The organism is Photorhabdus bodei, assembly GCF_003287735.1.
In the GTDB taxonomy this organism is placed as follows: domain Bacteria; phylum Pseudomonadota; class Gammaproteobacteria; order Enterobacterales; family Enterobacteriaceae; genus Photorhabdus; species Photorhabdus kayaii.
In genome coordinates this window covers 36,931-55,212 of sequence record NZ_NSCM01000017.1, presented here as the reverse complement: position 1 = coordinate 55,212, position 18,282 = coordinate 36,931, and the positions used below count along the sequence as shown (strand labels likewise).

The window sequence follows — 18,282 nt, the reverse complement described above, 5'->3', positions numbered from 1 at the left end:
GTAAACCGCGTAAGTATGTGCTGCGAGATTAGATTTATACCCTATGGATTTCAAGATGCATCGCGACGGCAAGGGAGCGAATCCCCGGGAGCATAGATAACTATGTGACCGGGGTGAGTGAGTGCAGCCAACAAAGAGGCAACTTGAAAGATGACGGGTATAGCAGTGATATCAACCATATTTGCGCATTCGCACTCGATTCCAGCCAAGGGTGGTGGTTCTTTCCAGAAGATTAATAAAAGTGTGGGGTGGATGAATGGAAATGTTGCCTAAAGATAAGTACAACCGCATGAGTATGACAATGAAAAAAAACGCGGCGGCTTCTGCTGTCATGTTGGCCGGTATTCTGGCTGTTCAGCAGGCTAATGCAGCTATTGCCCTCGATCGCACCCGAGCGGTGTTTAATGGGGAAAATAAATCAATGAGCCTTAGTATCAGTAACCAGAATAAAGAGTTGCCCTATCTTGCGCAGGCTTGGATTGAGGACGAGCATGGCAACAAGATTAACACTCCACTGACTGCACTACCGCCACTTCAGAGAGTAGAGCCGGGAGCCAAAAGCCAAGTGAAGTTGCAAGTCACTCAGGGCATCAACATGTTGTCTCAGGATAAAGAGACGCTGTTCTATTTCAACCTCCGGGAAATTCCGCCAAAGTCCAACAAACCCAACACATTGCAGATTGCGCTGCAAACACGTATCAAACTGTTTTATCGGCCAAAGGCTATTACTGTTGGCCGCACGGACTACGAAAATCCTTATCAGGAGAAGTTGACGATGACTCGACAAGGGGATCGCTATGTAGTGAACAATCCGACGCCATACTACGTGACCATCGCATCAGCGTCTTCCAGCCTAAATGGGGCAGCGGTATCCGGTTTTAATCCGATGATGATCCCACCAAAAGGCAGTGCTGTGTTGGGTGGCAGTGCGTCAGCAATGGGTAACAATCCTGTACTGATTTTCATCAATGATTTCGGTGGTCGGCCAAAATTAGTGTTTGGTTGTAGTGGTGGCACTTGTACCGTGAAAAGTAGTAAACCCGGTTGAGATGTTTGCTGAAATTGGGATAACTCAGTAAAGGAGGCATGTATGAACACCATCCTAAAGCCAGATCGAGATGGACTGATACCGTCCTTGTGTCGGCGTAACCGATTACATGTTCTTAAAGCGTTGTTGCTCTTGCTTTCGATAAGCTCAGTGTGTAATGCGAAGGATAAATTTGAATCCATTGTTCGTATAAAAGTGAATGTACTTAGAGAAGCTTGCGGTATCCAGCCTGGAGATGATGCAATTACCGTGGACTTCGATACAGTGTTCGGAAAACACCTTTATCAAAATGAACGTAGTCATAGTAAAACGTTTTCAATTCACCTCATAAACTGTGATGTGACAAGAGCTCGGGAGGTGAATATAAAATTTCTAGGTAAGGAAAATAATGAGCTTCCTGGGCTTTTGGCTTTTCAACCGGGAAGTCAAGCATCAGGGGCAGCGGTTGGAATAGAATCTCTGGCTGGAGAACCTATTTCGATAAACAAGACTGTTAAAAAATACCGTTTAAATAATGGCAATGCCACGCTGGACTTTAAAGCCTATGTGCAAGGGGAGCCTTCTGCTATCAAAAATCACTCAATAGTATTTGGTAAGTTCTCGGCTATTTCGACGTTTATGTTGGACTATGAGTGAAATGGAGGGAATATGAGGGGCTTTTTCTATCTTGTTTTTTTCATGACATTGGCTGGTGTTCCATTTATAGAGGTAAATGCAGGAGCCTTTGTAACGCCTATTGATATGTACCAAAGCGGTTCAGACACTCGTGTAGTTCTACAAATAGTTGACTGGCCGGAAAATGATACCGACCGAAACCCATGTTACAAGGAGTTTGGACTTTGTTATGTTGGTCCAGATGTGAAATATCGCGATGACCCTGTATACCCGGGGATGTATGGTAGCTGTATACTGGGTAAGCATTGTCTTGAAATCTCTCAATTTAAGACTAGGAAGGAGGTAGCTGAAGAGTACAAAAAAGCATTTCCGTTGCCATATCGAGCAGAGTTCCTTTTGCGATCCCCTAAGGCAGATTGTATAGGATTGTTTTATATGCAACACCGACCTAGCCCATATATTTCAGATGCACAGCAGTGGCCTGGTAGTGTTTGTGGCAAGGTGCCATCAGTCAAGCAATCTTGCAGTCTTTCTTTGCCATCTGTCATTGATCATGGTGATTTGGGGGTGGAAAATCTCAACGGGAATAAGAAAACGATAACAGGAAATGTGCAGTGCACATTGCCAGCTAACCTGACTTTATATACAAAATCCTCAACGGGTGAAAAGTTTATTTATTTAAATCCTAAAAAAACACTTTACTCCGATGTGGATATCAATGGCTCAAATGCTTGGAATGGTGTTCCAATAACGGTAAGTGGAAATAATCTCTATTCATTTTCCTTTTCATCCAGACTTCAATCATTGGGTAAAGTTGATGCAGGTGCCTATTCGGGAGATGTTATTGTGATTATGACTTTTAATTAGTTTTGATGCTAATGATGCTGGGGAGTAATAAGGTGAATAACTTGTTTGTTCTTAAACATATATGTGTGATGTTGCAGGTTCGGAAAATAACAGGGCACTGCATTGTATCTTATGGTTGTTATTTTTACCTACTATTAGCAATCGCATTTCTTTTAACAGGATGTGCTCAAGAGCTCACACCGAAGAGAGTGCCGACATCAAGTAAAATAAAAGTATCGTCAACCTCTAAGACATTGGTTCATTCTTCATTATCCCCTGAATCTGGAGGCGGTGATTGTCGTTTTACCGGAAATGTGCAGCCCTCTGCTGACAGCAATTCCGGTAAATTGGCACAATGTACTCGCGAGTTGGAGGCATTGAAGCAGTTCAGCGGCACTAAATACACACGCTACAAAGCCGAATTTGATCGCATTGCCCGTACGGGTAGTCAATATTTGGCGGTAGCTAACGAGATCAGTCATGATATCAATGACTTAGTACGTCCTAAGTATCAGTATGCTCTTACCAGTTTGTGTTATCGTATAAAAAACGACTTATCATTGGCATTAATTAATCAGGTAGATGCACAATGAGCTGTATACGAATGCATCTTCATCACTGTGCCTGGTTATTAATTGGTTTTTTGGGAACGGTTGATATTGTAAGTGCAGCAGAAAGTGGAAACTATACACCTCCTGGCGGTACGCCCTCGGTGGATAGCTTGATGGAAAGCGCCAGTAATTCTGATTATGGTCTGAGTACCCTAATGGCGCAACAGTCCAAATCTGGTGAGTCATCTTCAAACAGAAGTGCATCAAAGCATGCGGTTGGAACATCCATTCTTGTTGGTATGGGGGCCTCGTCCGGTGGTAGCGAAGCAGCAGCCCGTAAAGTATTGCGTGCAGAGAATCGTAAGCTTAAGAGACAACTGACCGATAGTATCGCCGAGTTGAAGTCTTCCCAGACTGAACTAGAGAAGAGCCGTAAGCAGCTATCTGACCACCAATCAGTCAGGGTAGAAGTGCAGAAGCAGAAGGATACGTTACAAAAACAGTTAAGTGACCATCGGACCCTGCTGACGGCTACGCAGCATCAGTTCAAAGAAGCACAAACGCAGTTAGAGGCCGTGCGTAAACAGTTCAGAGAAGCTAACATTGCCCGAATGCAGTTAGAGACGGCATTGGTTTCTACTCGTTATCAACTAGTGCAAGCTAATGATCGAGCGGTAACAGCCAGTAAATCCGTGCGTGTACCGCTCGATAGCGATAACCGTAAGCGTGACTATGTCGTGGGCCAAGCGATGGCCTCGGGGCTAAAAGAAACACTGGCGAGTTATGCAGAAAGTGGGTTATCTCTGGATCCTGTTCGAGTGACTGCCGGATTAACTGATGGATTACGCAATCGCATGCAGCTTAAACGCAGTGATATGGATAAATATTACCTGACCTTTGCGGAGCAATTACAAAAACAGGTAAATGCCAAAGTTAAGATGGGAGAAGCACTGATTGCGAAGAAAACTGCCGGACGCAAGCCAGCAAAGAAAGTCAATGGCTTGGTGTACTTTGTGGTCAAGAAAGGTCACCCTATTAAGGATCAGGATGCACCGGTTTCGCTAGCTTTGTCTGAGCAGATTGTTGATGGGGCCACTTTAAGCGCTATTCCGACACTGACACTTACCGCTGACGATGATATACCCGCCGTAGTGCGTGAGGCGCTTCCATTGTTGGGTGAAGAGGCCGAAGTTGATGCCTATGCTTTAGCTAAGGTCGTGTATGGCAACTTACCGATGCCGAAAGGGGTAACCCCGTTTACGGTCTTGGTCTATCACCTGAAAGGGATTAAACCCCAGTAAAAATAAACCATTTTGACATCCTTATGCCTTGGATTTACCTAGGGCATCATCAATCTCATATTTACCTGATTTACCCTCATAATAATGATAGATTTATCAGGCACGACAAAATCATTATTATTTAACCAGAGGTTAGATAATTAATAAAAACATTCCCCTCTTCTACATTACAATATACCCGTTATCTTTCAATCTGCCTCTTTTACACATTATCAATCAGTGAAGAGAATAACTCCGCTTCATTTATCAATTCATAATTGATAATTGGACTCCATAAGATACCAAAATCAATCTCCATATCGGTTTTTAACACTTCTAATAAATCCAAATATTGTGATGGAATTGAGCGAATAATTTTTTCTGGAATTAAGGAAAAACCATTACGTTTAATTATTAATTCAATCATCACCATAATATCATTCGTTTTTAACATTAAATTCATACTGTTATCATAAATAGAAAATGAGTTAATACCATCAATAAAATCAATTGGGATATCATTCTCATCCATGTCAATAAGCTGATACAACGATGCCATTTCAGCACTTAATTCTGTAAAATGCCGAAACCAATCACTGCCTTTTTTAAAAAGGTAAACGAGTTTTTCAGTAAAAATCTTTCTAGGCATAAGTGATGAAGTCAATGGTAGAGGAACAATGGCGATATGTAATAAACCAGAGTTTAATAGATTCATTTGCTGCTCAAATGTCAGACCAGTAATTAGCACCAGCACGGCTTTTTCCTTCCTACCTAGAAAAATTCGCTCTTCCATTTTTCCAGAATCATAAATAGGAAAACAAGAGCTAACATAAAGGTAATGTGGCGCATCATCTTGCAAATCATGATTAACCTGAATCTGAAATTGCTCAAAATGACCCAGTAATTTCTGAGCATTCTCAAAGGTTTTTTGTCCAAAATCAGTCAACCTAGTACCACCTGGTCCTCTGGAAAACAAAAGAGCCCCAAATTCCGCTTCCAGTGCATTAACTTTCTTAGTCAGTGCAGGTTGAGAAATATGTAGTATTTGAGAAGCCTTATGATAATTAAGTGTTTCAGCTAACACGATAAAAGCTTTGAGATTACGTATATCCATATCTCCACCATTCAGGTTTATCTTTCATACTTTCTTACGTTATTATTTCAATAATGAACTAAATTATTTAGACTTAACTGAAATTAATTAAATAGAGATTAAACAACAATTATAAGATGATCAATTAATTTATTATAAAAATGTTGTCAATATAAATATAGATTTTATTAATACCATAATTCCTTCTTACCTTCTAAGATAAATGGGTAAGTAATTCACTTAAATTAAATTCGTTAGAAGATAAGAAATTTCCCGATTTTTAGCTGTTTTCCCTATAGTCATTCCTATGCACCTAATGACATGTATTTCCTACTATATAGGATAGCGAAATATAGCAGGTAAGCATCATTCTGAAAATATAACTATTAATTCTCATTTTTAAATAAAACCTCTCCTCCCTCCACCAATAAGACTAATATCAATCACATAGTTTAATATCTTTCACATAAGTATTAGGCGACATCCAGGATATTCTTGGACATACCAAATAGCCATCACTTTTCAACTTATAATGCACATAGAAAGATATTGGAAAACTTAAAAAAAGTGCAACAATAGCTATCGAAAAAAAACATTTAACAAATTTATCATTATGCTTTGGATAATGATCAGTCACAGTAAAAAAAAATAATAAGAAATGTAGTGTAAGAAATCAAAGGAAAAGAAAAAAATATTATAAAAACATTACTTGAGAATGTTATTTCCTCATCCATCTCAACTAAAGAAATTAGATTCCCCCCTGTTAAAAAGAGTCCTAATGATGCTAAAATAAAAAGAGCAAGAGCACCGAGGATCTGTATAGTCTTTTTTTTATTTACCATAAGTCCCCCAGTTATTAAGGAATTGATTGAAGTCAAATACAACAATATCAATCACATAACTTCATATCTTTCACATAGGTATTAGGCGACATCCAAGATATTCTTGGGCATACCAAATAGTTATCACTTTTCAGTTTATAATTCACATAGAAAGATATGGGAAAACTTAAAAAAAGTGAAATAATGGCTATCGAACCAAAGTATTTTATGAAACTATCATGGTATTTTGGGCAACGGTTTGTTATATTAGAAAAAATAATAGAAACCATACAATACGAAATCAAAGGAGAAAAGAAAAATATCATAAAAACACTACTTGAGAATGTTATTTTCTCATCCATCTTAACTAAAGAAACCAAATTTTCCCCTGTCAAAAATAACCCTAATGATACTAAAATAAAAGTAGCAGCAGCAACGATGATATGTATAACCTTTTTTTTATTTTCCATAACTCCCCCAGTTATTAAGGAATTGATTGAAATTAGCTTCTGGAGTTCTTGGTTTTCTTTCAATTTCTTCTTTGAGGAGATTAATGATAGTTTCACTAATTCTAAATTTTTTATCTACGCTATCAAGTATATACACCGTTAAAACACCTATACCAAACACAATACCAGCTACAACAATTATACCAAAAGTGAAAACAGATGTAGATATCATTACAGACCCAACAACCCAAGAAACAAAAGCTACTACTACTGCCTTAGCCAGATCTACCGCAATATTACCTAGAAAATCAGCCAGTGTGTATTCATCCTTAAACATAAGCTCAACCGTTCGATAAGCCGCGGAAAAGAATATACTAAACTTCATTCCTTTAACTATACCCGTCATCTTTCAAGTTGCCTCTTTGTTGGCTGCACTCACTCACCCCGGTCACATAGTTACCTATGCTCCCGGGGATTCGCTCCTTTGCCGCCGCGATGCATCTTGAAATCCATAGGGTATATACCGCTATTTAGTCCTTGCTGCCCAATCCCCATAGATATCACCTTCATATTAGAAGCTTTGTATCTTGAAGCAGTGATGATCTTTCTAACGCCCGCATAACCCGATATTTTAATATATCTGTTTCCATCCTTACCCACATACTCTGTGGCTTTAATTCCTAATGTTTTAAACTCACCTATAACATTAAAGAGATCAAAAGAATCATGTATGTTACCTGCATAAGGTGATATGGGATCGGTAATCTCAAATATCTTCTTTATAAATGGACTTTTTGGCTTCGGCGAATCAAGCTCCTCCAGAACATCTTTCGCCTCTTCTAACGAGAGTAACGCAATATAGGTTGTATTATCACTCAACTGCTTTTCAAGACCAATGGCATCAAAGAATTCATGCTGAGGTTTTAATTGGTTAACCCCAACCTGACCTCTCAGGAAATCCCCCATATAGCCCTCTGGCGAGGGGTTGTATTTTTTATATGTCATTGTGAAACCCTTTTAATATTCTTACTGCCTATCCCAATAAGACTATTGGGATAGGCACTTTAAAATCAAAAATCATCACATCAGTGTTTAACCGCCGGAGCTTCCATTTCCAATTTGAGTGAAAGGACGCGGCCATCTGAAGTCTTCATATCAATCGCACTGGCTTGAGTTGACAATAATAGCTGAAAACACTGCATCATCATCATTGCCAGTTTTTCCTCTGGGATTAACGGACTATTCATTAATACGTCGGTGAGCTGTTGTAATAACTGTTGTCTATCTCTATCGTTCATACGGCTAATCCCATTAACAATTAAAGGTTCAAATACCGCACTATATTACATAAGAAATAGCCATGTCGACCATATAATAGCAAAAAATTAAACAACCGTAGAATAAATAAGATTCCAAAATAGTGCTACATCTTATGCCACCCATAATTCTATGTATAACAATGGGTTGAATAAGGCTATGTGTAGCAGAATTATGAAACGTTATTTATCAACAGTTAAGTTCCTGTATAGCAATACAAAAATAACAGCTGATGTTTAAGCGTGAAAGTAATAAATACATCATCGAACAAAGAATTTTTTATTCTTTATCACTGTTTCTACCCTTTAAGAAAAAAACCAACATTGAACTCTTAATTTCTTTATATTTTAGTGTTAAGGTCGTATCTTGACAGCCTAAACATATCGTTTTAGGTAACTTAAATAAAGAATTTGTATGGTAATCGCTTATGTCACATATAATCTATTTATCGTTAAATGGTAAGAAGCAAGGTTTAATTTCTGCCGGTTATTCAACGCTAGACTCTATAGGGAACCGATATCAAAATGGGCACGAAGATCAAATACAAATATTGAGTTTAAAGCACTCGATAACTCGCCAACAACATGTCGATCATCACCCTATACAATTTCTCAAGCCAATAGATAAATCATCCCCGCTGTTAGCCTCCGCAATATCTTCAAACGAGCTAATCAATGCGATTTTCTTCTTTTACAGAACAAATATGGCTGGACAATTAGAACTTTTCTATGAGGTCAAATTAACAGAAGCGAGTATTACTGATATTGCTTGCGTTTACCCGCACTCAATAAATGATAATGAAGTGATGCCGTACGAAAAAGTCTTTCTCAAATATAGATCCATATCCTGGAATCACATAACCGCCGGCACATCTGCTTACAGTATATGGGATGATAGAGTTTATTGAAAATAAACCGAGTTAGGCATGTATATTTATATATGCTTAACTCTTTCTAATACGCAAAAAAACAAAAATGGTAACAACAACAATACCTAATAATGTCAATCGACCCCACATATCAGGAAAACAACCGGCGGCCATAGCCGACCAAGCTATAATCACTATAAAAGGGATTGTGTTCCATAAAAGATCTTTAATCCATATAAAAAAAAGATCCTTGAACCATGCCTTACTAAAAATCCTTCTTTTTTCATTCATATTAATATCCTAATTCATCATTTCAACAAATACAGAAATTATATCATCTTTCCCGATTTATAGCCCTTTTTGCTCTACACCCCATAAAATGCATTCACAAAGCTATCACTTTTATCGAAACATTGACCAAATTTGCTCTTTATGACAAAGAAGAGTAAATAACTATTTATCACTTCAAGAATATTCCATCAGGAAAACAATATGAAAATCAATCTCAACAATATGGTCACTGAAAGCCGCAATCCCGTCAGTGCCAATATTGATACTTTGCCGACCCTTGAAATGCTAAAACTGATTAACGATGAAGATAAAAAGGTCGCACTGGCTGTAGAGCAAACTTTGCCGAAAATCGCTGAAATCGTAGATAAAATTGCCGAAGCGTTTCGTCAGGGAGGTCGTTTAATTTATATCGGTGCCGGGACATCGGGCCGATTAGGGATTTTGGATGCCAGTGAGTGTCCGCCTACTTATGGCGCCAAACCGGAACAAGTGGTTGGATTAATTGCCGGCGGGCATCAGGCCATCCTAAGCGCCGTTGAAAATGCAGAAGATAACCAACAACTGGGCGTAAATGATCTTCAAGCGCTAAACTTTAATGCAAAAGATGTATTGGTTGGTATTGCCGCCAGCGGCCGTACACCTTATGTCTTGGGTGCGATGGCGTATGCGAAATCCGTTGGCACCACCGTTGCCTGCATTAGCTGTAACCCGGAAAGCCCGATGACACAAGCAGCCGATATCGCCATTACACCGATAGTGGGGCCGGAAATTGTCACAGGTTCATCACGTATGAAAGCCGGTACCGCGCAAAAGTTAATTCTGAATATGTTGACCACCGGTGCCATGATTCGTATAGGCAAAGTTTATAGCAACCTGATGGTGGACGTAGAAGCGACGAATGCCAAGCTGGTTGAAAGGCAGAAAAATATCGTTATGGCCGCCACAGAATGCAATCGTGAACAAGCAGAGCAGGCATTAACGGAATGTGATGGGCATTGTAAAACCGCCATTGTGATGATTCTGGCTGGCGTCAGCGCTCAACAAGCAAAGACTTTACTGGAAAAACATCACGGTTTTATTCGACCGACGATCTCAGCCGTTCGGTAACGATTTCCCTGCTGAGAAGGAGTAATAAGATGGCTAAAATTAATCAGACAGTCATTGCTCAGATCCTTAAAGCTATCGGCAATGCGGATAATGTGGCGCAATGCGGCAACTGTATGACCCGTCTGCGATTGACATTGCATGATAATACTCTGGTGGATAAAGCCGCGTTAAAACAGATCCCGAATGTGTTAGGTATTGTCGAAAGCGACAATCAGTTTCAGATTGTTCTTGGGCCGGGAAAAGCCCAAGCAGCGGCTGAAATAATGAATGAATTGCTAAATTCTTCTACCCATACAGAACCCTCAAAACCAAGCGGCACTGATTTAACCAATATTGCTTCTGCAAATAAAAAGCAACTTAAAGAGAAACAGGTAAGCGCGGTACACAAATTCCTGACCAAGTTCGCTACCATTTTTACCCCACTGATCCCCGGTTTTATTGCCGTTGGCTTGCTTCTCGGCTTTGCCACTTTATTTGAACAGATAGCTATTCAAGGCGTTAAACACCCTAATACTGTTTTGGTTGAAATCATCGGCTATATGAAAGTTTTCAGTAAAGGCATGTTCAGCTTTCTGAGTATTCTGATCGGTTATAACGCGCAAAAAGCATTTGGCGGTTCGGGAATAAACGGTGCCATTATTGCTTCGCTGTTTGTACTCAGTTATAACCCGGATGCCACCAGCGGTTTTTATTCCGGTATTTCTACTTTCTTTAGTTATAGCATCGATCCACGCGGCAATATTATCGGCGTTCTTATTGCCGCTATTCTGGGAGCATGGGTAGAACGACAAGTTCGTAAGATCATTCCAGACAATCTGGATATGATCCTGACCTCGGCTATTACGCTGCTAATCGTGGGAGCAATCACCTTTATTATTATCATGCCATTGGGGAGTTATCTGTTTAGCGGCATGTCATGGCTATTTCTTCACCTCAACGGTAATCCTTTTGGTACGGCGATATTGGCCGGGCTATTTTTACTCGCGGTTATGTTTGGTGTTCACCAAGGGTTTGTTCCGGTCTATTTCGCACTAATGGACGCACAAGGCTTTAATTCTCTGTTCCCAATCCTTGCAATGGCGGGCGGCGGGCAAGTTGGTGCAGCGCTGGCACTGTATGTCAAAGCGAAAAAAGACTCGCTGCTGCGTACGCAGATAAAAGGCGCGATTATTCCAGGCTTGCTCGGCATCGGTGAGCCGTTGATTTACGGAGTCACACTTCCACGGATTAAACCCTTTATCACCGCCTGTTTAGGCGGTGCCGCCGGTGGTTTCTTTATCGGTTTGGTGGCTTATTTAGGATTACCTGTTGGGTTGAATACGGTTTTTGGTCCATCTGGATTGGTAGCACTGCCACTGATGACCTCGAACAGTGGTATTTTTGTCGGAATGGCAGTGTATGCTGCCGGGCTGGTGGTTGCTTATATCAGTGGTTTTATGCTGACCCTGATCTTCGGAAGTAAAAAAATAGAGACGCTTAAAGCCGATGTCCAAAGCCAAAAAGAATGAATAAATATTCTTTATAACCAAAATGCAATTTATGGATGAATTACCCAAGCCAAATCAATGGCACGCAGGTTGCCGTCAATATACCCATCGTAATATTGAACAGAAACCAAGCATTGCGACTACGGAGTAACGTCCCAATCAATGAACCAAAACCCGCCCACACCAGGCCGCACAAGAAATTAATAAACATCACCACGACACTGATCACGATGATGGAATAGAGGTAATGATCACCAACAATACTGTAGCTGCCAACCGCACCCAACCCCATCAGCCAGGCCTTCGGATTCAAAAACTGCAATAACCAACCTTGATACCACCGCACTGGCTTAATAACAGCGCTATCTTTGGTATCCAGACGTCGGTAACTGGCTGTTGCTGTTTTCCATGCCAACCACAGCAAATAGAGGCTACCTGCAATTTTCATAACCGTGTGAATAGCAGGATAAACCAACAGCAACGCCGCTATTCCGAAAGCAGCCAGATATAAAATCGTCTGCATGCCCAGAACAACGCCAAAGAGCAATCCCAAAGAGCGGATAAAGCCGAAGTTAGCGCCTGATGACGTCAGCAACATGTTGTTTGGCCCCGGCGTAATGGAAGAAATAAATAAAAAAGCTGTTAATGAAAAAATTAGGCTTGCTGTCATGAAGAGTTACCTTTCATCCTGAATAATGGCGTTTCCCTTCCATAGAAAATATCAGTATGTTATTCACCATACAAGATAACTAATCAATTTAACTCGAAACTATTATGACTGATATCTTTCGTCCTCTCACCGGAGCCAGTAATCCGCATGTGCAGACACTACTCCCGCGTCTGGTGCGGCGGTATCCTGAACTGCAGCCCTATTGGCAACGACTTAGTTTACCGGATAACGATTTTGTTGATCTGGCGTGGAGTGAAGATCCCGCCACCGCAGCACACAAGCCACGATTGATCCTATTTCATGGTCTGGAAGGCAGTTTCCGCAGCCCTTATGCCCACGGTTTGCTTCATGTCTGCCAGAAAAAAGGCTGGCTTGGTGTTGTCATGCATTTCCGCGGATGCAGTGGTGAACCAAACCGCCAAAAACGCCTCTATCATTCTGGCGAAACAAGCGATGCCCGTTATTTTCTAAGCTGGTTAAAACAGACCTACGGTGATGCCCCCACATCAGCCGTAGGTTATTCAGTCGGCGGTAATATGCTGGCCTGCTATCTGGCAGAAGAAAAAACAGATGCTCAGATCAATGCTGCCGTTATTGTTTCCGCGCCTCTGATGCTGGCAGCCTGCTCCCTGCGGATAGAGAAAGGATTTTCTCATGTCTATGAACGCTATTTACTCAATAGCCTGAAACGTAATGCCACCCGTAAATTGTTACGCTACCCCGGTTCACTCCCCATTAATCTGTCTCAGGTAAAAAGATTGAAACATATTCGAGAATTTGATGAAATTGTAACCGCAAAAATCCACGGCTTTAAAAATGCAGCGGACTACTACCGCCAGTGCAGTGCTCTGCCGCGTCTGCCTGATATTACTGTGCCACTGCTGATTATTCATGCTAAAGACGATCCTTTTATGGCACCGGAAGTTGTCCCTGATCTCAAAATGTTACCCAAAAATATTGAATATCAAATGACAGAATATGGTGGACATGTCGGCTTTGTCAGTGGCTCGTTGAAGAAACCACAAATGTGGCTGGAACAACGCATCCCAAATTGGCTGTCATCTTATCTGGAGCAACCACAATGATTATTCCGTGGCAACAACTGGAACCAGAAACTCTGCTAAATTTGATAGAGAGTTTTATCTTGCGGGAAGGCACTGATTATGGCGAAGATGAAAAATCGCTGGAGCAGAAGGTCGCTGACATTCGCCGTCAGTTGAAACGGGGAGATGTTATGCTGGTGTGGTCTGAACTGCATGAGAGCATCAATATTGTGCCAAAAGAAATGTTCCATTCTTAACATTATGGAGTTTACTGAATGTCTGTCAAACATCCGATTATTGCAATTACCGGCTCCAGCGGTGCCGGAACAACAACAACCAGTTTAGCTTTCCGTAAGATTTTCCAGCAACTTAACATCAGTGCCGCGCAGATAGAAGGAGATAGTTTCCACCGTTACACCCGCCCTGAAATGGATGCCGCAATCCGTAAAGCCAAAGAGCAAGGCAGGCATATCAGTTATTTTGGGCCAGAAGCCAATGATTTTGGCATGCTGGAAAAAACCATGATCGATTATGGTGAAACCGGTGAAGGCCGCCGTCGGAAATATCTTCATACCTATGACGATGCCGTCCCTTACAACCAGCTCCCCGGTACCTTTACGCCGTGGGAATCCTTACCCAAGCAGACTGATGTGCTGTTTTATGAAGGTCTGCACGGTGGCGTTGTCACACCACAACATAATGTTGCCAGTCATGTTGATCTGCTCGTGGGCGTCGTGCCGATTGTCAACCTTGAATGGATACAGAAACTTGTCCGCGATACCGGAGAACGAGGACACTCGCAGGAAGCTGTGATGGATTCCGTCGTGCGTTCTATGGATGATTATATTAACTACATTACGCCACAATTCTCGCGAACACATATCAACTTCCAACGTGTCCCTACCGTTGATACATCCAATCCATTCTCAGCCAAAGCCATTCCATCACTGGATGAAAGTTTTATTGTCATCCGCTTCCGTGATCTGACTCAAATTGATTTCCCATACTTGTTAGCAATGTTACAAGGCTCATTCGTTTCAAGCATTAATACCATCGTGGTCCCCGGTGGAAAAATGGGATTAGCAATGGAATTAATTATGACGCCATTGGTACAGCGATTACTGGAAGGGGAAAAGATTTGTTAATCAGCGCCTGAGGTCAATTTAGCAAATCCAGTACTTAAAATTTGCATCTTATATTATTCAGTTAAAAAAACAGGTAACTGAGATAATTAGTTACCTGTTGTTATTTTTTAATCAAAAATAATTTCTCAATCTATCTCTTTAATTTCAAAACTGTGGGTAATTTCAACTGATTTCCCCAACATCAACGAAACAGAGCAATATTTTTCCGCGGAAAGCATGACTGCACGTTCAACCGCTTTATCTATTAAATCCTTACCCGTAACAATAAAATGCAGATTAATATGAGTAAACAAGCGTGGCACCTCTTCACGACGGCGGGAAGTTAATTTTACTTCACAATCTCTGATGTCATACCTGCCTTTCTGCAAAATAGAAACTACATCAACCGTACTGCAACCACCTGCTGCTATTAATACCATTTCCATTGGACTCGGTGCCTTATCGCCGGCATTACCATCCATCATGATCTGATGACCGGAAGATGACTCCCCCAAAAGAGACAATCCTTCAACCCATTTTACCCGCGCTTGCATAAATACCTCTTAAGTCGTTCTTTGCATCCAAGCCTACTCTTTCAGTATTAAGCTAGCAATCTAATGAGCGGTTTATTATGCTGAAACAATACAAGACAAGACAGAAGCCTTTTCCTGTGTTAAAAACAGAAGTGGGCCAGGTATATATAGGTTAAGATCAATACCCTAGGGTTCAAATTTCAGATAACCTATATAAAACCCTTACCTGTCGGTTTTTCAACAAACTAATGTTAAGCTAGTGTCTTTATAAGCCAGCCTGACGAGAAACTTTTAGATTCTCGTGTTATTTAGGCAGCGATAACAACAGAGGATGAAACGAATGGTTCTCGGCAAGCCACAAACAGACCCCACTCTTGAATGGTTTTTGTCACACTGCCATATTCATAAATATCCATCTAAAAGTACGCTTATTCATCAAGGCGAAAAAGCAGAGACGCTTTACTACATCGTAAAAGGCTCTGTTGCGGTTTTGATTAAAGATGAAGAAGGCAAAGAGATGATCCTCTCCTATTTAAATCAGGGGGATTTCATTGGTGAACTTGGATTATTTGAAGAGGGGCAAGAGCGTACAGCCTGGGTACGGGCCAAAAGCGCCTGTGAAGTAGCTGAAATCTCCTATAAAAAATTCCGTCAACTGATTCAGGTAAACCCGGATATTTTGATGCGTTTATCTGCCCAAATGGCAAACCGTTTGCAAACAACTTCTGAGAAAGTCGGTAATCTGGCTTTCCTGGATGTTACCGGCCGGATTGCCCAAACTTTATTGAATCTGGCGAAACAACCAGATGCAATGACCCACCCGGACGGAATGCAAATCAAAATCACGCGTCAGGAAATTGGCCAGATTGTTGGCTGTTCCCGCGAAACAGTTGGCCGCATTCTGAAAATGCTAGAAGATCAAAACTTGATCTCCGCACACGGTAAAACTATTGTTGTTTACGGTACACGTTAACGCCTGATTAATCAGCGCATAATCCTGCGCTGATTTCTCTTGTATTTAATTACACCAACTGGTTAATTGCCTGCTCTAACCGCTCCATTCCTCGAGCAATCTCTTCTTCACTAATAATCAACGAAGGCGTGAAACGCAGTACACCACCACCCGCACTCAACAACATTAAGCCATTTTCAGCCGCCAGTTGCAGAATATCTTTGGCTTTTCCCTGATATGGTGCTTTGAGTTCCGCACCAATCAGCAAACCCTTTCCTCGGATTTCACCAAATATCGAATGTTTCTGATTGATATCATTCAGAAAATTCATCATCAAATTATGGCGTTTCTCAACTCCCTCCAGAACTGTTGGTGTATTAATAATATCAAAAGCAGCATTTGCAACTGCACAAGCCAACGGATTACCGCCGTAAGTTGTACCGTGAGTTCCCGGCGTCATCGCTGAAGCAATATTCTCTGTCGTCAGCATGGCGCTAATAGGGAAGCCATTTCCCAATGCTTTTGCCGTGGTAATGATGTCCGGCGTAACATCATAATACATATAAGAAAATAGCTTACCAGTACGTCCCATCCCACTTTGCACTTCATCAAAAACCAACAGCACCTGATGCTTATCGCAAAGCTCACGCAACCCACGAATAAATACCGGTGCTGCCGGCGTGACTCCCCCTTCTCCCTGTACAGGCTCCAATACAACAGCACAAGTATGGTCATCTATGACGGCCTTTACTGCATCTAAGTCATTAAAAGGCACATGAATAATATCCGCGGGTTTTGGCCCAAAACCATCAGCATATTTTGGCTGACCACCCACGGAGGCAGTAAATAAGGTGCGACCATGAAAACCCTGATGAAATGCGATAATTTTGGTTTTATAGGGACTGTGACGCGTAATGGCATAGTGGCGAGCCAGTTTAAATGCCGCTTCATTCGCTTCTGCTCCTGAGTTGGCAAAAAATACCCGCTCAGCAAAAGTCGCATCAATCAGTTTCTGCGCCAAAATCAAAGCCGGTTCATTGGTAAAAATGTTACTGATATGCCAAAGTTTCTCCCCTTGCTGCTTCAAAACATCCACTAACGCAGGATGACAATGGCCCAAAGCCACAACAGCAATCCCTCCCGCAAAATCAATATACTCCTTCCCTTGCTGATCCCATACACGACTACCTTGCCCTGTCACCGGAATAAACTGCGCTGGTGAATAAATTGGCAACATAACTTGATCGTATGCGTTTCTATCTACTGCGGTATGCTCCTTCATTTTCCCACCCGTTTTCTATATACACGCCATTCAAAAGTGAAATTATAATCACTGAATATGCATAAAAAATCAAAGATGGGCAAATGAAAAAGATGGATAAATGAAGAAATTATCGGTATCTGGTTAATATCTCAGAAAGTTGCTCAGCAACTGGTGACCTTGCTCACTGAGAATACTTTCAGGGTGGAACTGCACCCCTTCCAGCGGTAGAGTGCGATGACGAATGCCCATAATTTCATCGACATTGCCGTTATGCTGGCTCCATGCGGTGACTTCAAATGAGGCTGGTAATGTCTCTGCGGCAATCACCAATGAATGGTAACGAGTCGCGGTTAATGGTCGGTTAAGCCCTTTGAACACGCCTTGCTGATTATGGTGAATAGCAGAAGTTTTTCCATGCATCACTTCCCTGGCTTTTACCACGCTGGCACCAAACGCCTGCCCAATTGCCTGATGTCCAAGACAAACACCAAGAATCGGCAACTTATCCGAAAAATGAGAAATCGCAGCCAGAGAAATGCCAGCTTCATTTGGGGTACAAGGGCCTGGGGAAATCACCAGATGAGTGGGCATCAATCTCTCAATATCTTCAAGTTGCAGTTCATCATTACGCTTAACTAAAACATCCGTACCCAATTCACAAAAATATTGATATAAGTTATATGTAAAAGAATCATAGTTATCTATTATTAGTAACATAGGAGTCTATCCTACTCATTTTTATCGCTGTATTTGTTGCCCTGCCACTCCTGCAATTTGTTTATCCTGCACAACTGGCTCCAGGTAAAACGACCTCGCGACAACGGGGCGGCTATCATAGCACATCAATATTTGTAGCATAGTACAACAAAATCAATGGCTGTTTTTTCCTTAATCAACTTACTCTCATACCCTACGAAACATAT

Annotated in this window: 21 protein-coding genes and 3 pseudogenes; 13 read left to right on the top strand and 11 right to left on the bottom strand. The window is 41.3% G+C overall.

Translation table 11 applies throughout. The features are described 5' to 3' along the window. Positions 1–104 precede the first annotated feature (104 nt). Genes CKY02_RS26295 through CKY02_RS12020 form a run of 6 tightly spaced genes read left to right on the top strand, consistent with a single transcriptional unit; the run spans position 105 to position 4,361 of the window. The gene (locus CKY02_RS26295; protein ID WP_275658216.1) at positions 105–236 is read left to right on the top strand and encodes a hypothetical protein; all 132 of its coding nucleotides are present in this window, start codon (positions 105–107) and stop codon (positions 234–236) included. Positions 237–295: 59 nt separating this feature from the next. After that, on the top strand, positions 296–1,048 hold the full coding sequence (locus CKY02_RS12040; RefSeq protein ID WP_167405303.1) for a fimbria/pilus periplasmic chaperone: 753 nt from the start codon (positions 296–298) through the stop codon (positions 1,046–1,048). 42 nt (positions 1,049–1,090) lie between these two features. After that, on the top strand, positions 1,091–1,684 hold the full coding sequence (locus CKY02_RS12035) for a fimbrial protein (RefSeq protein WP_112895463.1): 594 nt from the start codon (positions 1,091–1,093) through the stop codon (positions 1,682–1,684). A gap of 12 nt (positions 1,685–1,696) precedes the next feature. Beyond that, positions 1,697–2,530, top strand: coding sequence for an MrpH family fimbial adhesin (locus CKY02_RS12030; protein WP_112895462.1), 834 nt, complete (start codon positions 1,697–1,699; stop codon positions 2,528–2,530). A 32-nt stretch (positions 2,531–2,562) separates the two neighbouring features. Beyond that, positions 2,563–3,102 carry a hypothetical protein gene (locus CKY02_RS12025; RefSeq protein WP_146747430.1) on the top strand — a complete coding sequence of 180 codons (540 nt, stop codon included), beginning with the start codon at positions 2,563–2,565 and terminating at the stop codon, positions 3,100–3,102. Further along, a complete protein-coding gene (locus tag CKY02_RS12020) occupies positions 3,099–4,361 on the top strand; it encodes an FKBP-type peptidyl-prolyl cis-trans isomerase N-terminal domain-containing protein (RefSeq protein WP_112895460.1) in 1,263 nt (420 codons plus the stop codon). Before CKY02_RS12025 ends, CKY02_RS12020 begins: the two co-directional genes overlap by 4 nt. 202 nt (positions 4,362–4,563) lie before the next feature. On the opposite strand, the gene CKY02_RS12015 is transcribed toward CKY02_RS12020, so the two are convergent. The 6 genes and pseudogenes from CKY02_RS12015 to CKY02_RS11990 all read right to left on the bottom strand — a co-directional run bounded on the left by CKY02_RS12015 (position 4,564) and on the right by CKY02_RS11990 (position 8,001). Next, on the bottom strand, positions 4,564–5,454 hold the full coding sequence (locus tag CKY02_RS12015) for a LysR family transcriptional regulator (RefSeq protein WP_112895459.1): 891 nt from the start codon (positions 5,452–5,454) through the stop codon (positions 4,564–4,566). A gap of 418 nt (positions 5,455–5,872) precedes the next feature. Continuing rightward, positions 5,873–6,275 (bottom strand): annotated as a pseudogene (locus CKY02_RS12010) (DUF1240 domain-containing protein). Between the two features lie 47 nt (positions 6,276–6,322). Beyond that, on the bottom strand, positions 6,323–6,724 hold the full coding sequence (locus CKY02_RS12005) for a DUF1240 domain-containing protein (RefSeq protein ID WP_112895458.1): 402 nt from the start codon (positions 6,722–6,724) through the stop codon (positions 6,323–6,325). Further along, positions 6,714–7,103, bottom strand: a pseudogene (locus CKY02_RS12000) (hypothetical protein); the annotation flags it as partial. The gene CKY02_RS12005 and the pseudogene CKY02_RS12000, both read right to left, overlap by 11 nt. 125 nt (positions 7,104–7,228) lie before the next feature. Next, a pseudogene (locus tag CKY02_RS11995) lies at positions 7,229–7,669 on the bottom strand (hypothetical protein); the annotation flags it as partial. Positions 7,670–7,788: 119 nt separating this feature from the next. Then, complete coding sequence (locus CKY02_RS11990; RefSeq protein ID WP_036780271.1) at positions 7,789–8,001, bottom strand: hypothetical protein; 213 nt, start codon at positions 7,999–8,001, stop codon at positions 7,789–7,791. Positions 8,002–8,447: 446 nt separating this feature from the next. Between CKY02_RS11990 and CKY02_RS11985 the strand changes: the two genes are divergently transcribed. Continuing rightward, entirely contained in the window at positions 8,448–8,927 is a 480-nt protein-coding gene (locus CKY02_RS11985) for an Hcp family type VI secretion system effector (RefSeq protein ID WP_112895457.1), read from the top strand. A 36-nt stretch (positions 8,928–8,963) separates the two neighbouring features. Here the strand turns inward: CKY02_RS11985 and CKY02_RS11980 are convergent, their stop codons facing one another. After that, positions 8,964–9,179, bottom strand: coding sequence for a hypothetical protein (locus CKY02_RS11980; RefSeq protein WP_040149012.1), 216 nt, complete (start codon positions 9,177–9,179; stop codon positions 8,964–8,966). Between the two features lie 201 nt (positions 9,180–9,380). Between CKY02_RS11980 and murQ the strand changes: the two genes are divergently transcribed. Then, positions 9,381–10,286, top strand: a complete 906-nt coding sequence (gene murQ / locus CKY02_RS11975) for an N-acetylmuramic acid 6-phosphate etherase (protein ID WP_112895456.1) — start codon at positions 9,381–9,383, stop codon at positions 10,284–10,286. Between the two features lie 29 nt (positions 10,287–10,315). Beyond that, positions 10,316–11,794 (top strand): PTS N-acetylmuramic acid transporter subunit IIBC, encoded by a 1,479-nt coding sequence (gene murP / locus CKY02_RS11970; protein ID WP_112895455.1) that lies wholly within the window; start codon positions 10,316–10,318, stop codon positions 11,792–11,794. Between the two features lie 40 nt (positions 11,795–11,834). On the opposite strand, the gene CKY02_RS11965 is transcribed toward murP, so the two are convergent. Further along, positions 11,835–12,443, bottom strand: a complete 609-nt coding sequence (locus tag CKY02_RS11965) for a LysE family translocator (protein WP_112895454.1) — start codon at positions 12,441–12,443, stop codon at positions 11,835–11,837. 104 nt (positions 12,444–12,547) lie between these two features. Between CKY02_RS11965 and CKY02_RS11960 the strand changes: the two genes are divergently transcribed. The 3 genes from CKY02_RS11960 to CKY02_RS11950 are packed head-to-tail and all read left to right on the top strand — an operon-like array spanning position 12,548 to position 14,631. Continuing rightward, on the top strand, positions 12,548–13,528 hold the full coding sequence (locus CKY02_RS11960) for a hydrolase (RefSeq protein ID WP_112895453.1): 981 nt from the start codon (positions 12,548–12,550) through the stop codon (positions 13,526–13,528). Further along, positions 13,525–13,743, top strand: a complete 219-nt coding sequence (locus CKY02_RS11955) for a YheU family protein (RefSeq protein ID WP_112878128.1) — start codon at positions 13,525–13,527, stop codon at positions 13,741–13,743. The genes CKY02_RS11960 and CKY02_RS11955 overlap by 4 nt, the downstream gene beginning before the upstream one ends. An 18-nt stretch (positions 13,744–13,761) precedes the next feature. Then, complete coding sequence (locus tag CKY02_RS11950; RefSeq protein ID WP_058588694.1) at positions 13,762–14,631, top strand: phosphoribulokinase; 870 nt, start codon at positions 13,762–13,764, stop codon at positions 14,629–14,631. 125 nt (positions 14,632–14,756) lie between these two features. Here CKY02_RS11950 and CKY02_RS11945 read toward each other — a convergent pair whose 3' ends face one another. Next, positions 14,757–15,164: an OsmC family protein gene (locus CKY02_RS11945; protein ID WP_112878130.1), complete on the bottom strand. Its 408-nt coding sequence runs from the start codon at positions 15,162–15,164 to the stop codon at positions 14,757–14,759. 319 nt (positions 15,165–15,483) lie between these two features. On the opposite strand from CKY02_RS11945, the gene crp reads away from it, so the two are divergent. Further along, positions 15,484–16,116 (top strand): cAMP-activated global transcriptional regulator CRP, encoded by a 633-nt coding sequence (gene crp / locus CKY02_RS11940; protein WP_010848517.1) that lies wholly within the window; start codon positions 15,484–15,486, stop codon positions 16,114–16,116. Positions 16,117–16,165: 49 nt separating this feature from the next. On the opposite strand, the gene argD is transcribed toward crp, so the two are convergent. Further along, on the bottom strand, positions 16,166–17,377 hold the full coding sequence (gene argD, locus CKY02_RS11935; RefSeq protein WP_112895452.1) for a bifunctional acetylornithine/succinyldiaminopimelate transaminase: 1,212 nt from the start codon (positions 17,375–17,377) through the stop codon (positions 16,166–16,168). Positions 17,378–17,500: 123 nt separating this feature from the next. Then, entirely contained in the window at positions 17,501–18,076 is a 576-nt protein-coding gene (locus CKY02_RS11930; RefSeq protein ID WP_040149023.1) for an aminodeoxychorismate synthase component II, read from the bottom strand. Positions 18,077–18,282 lie beyond the last annotated feature (206 nt).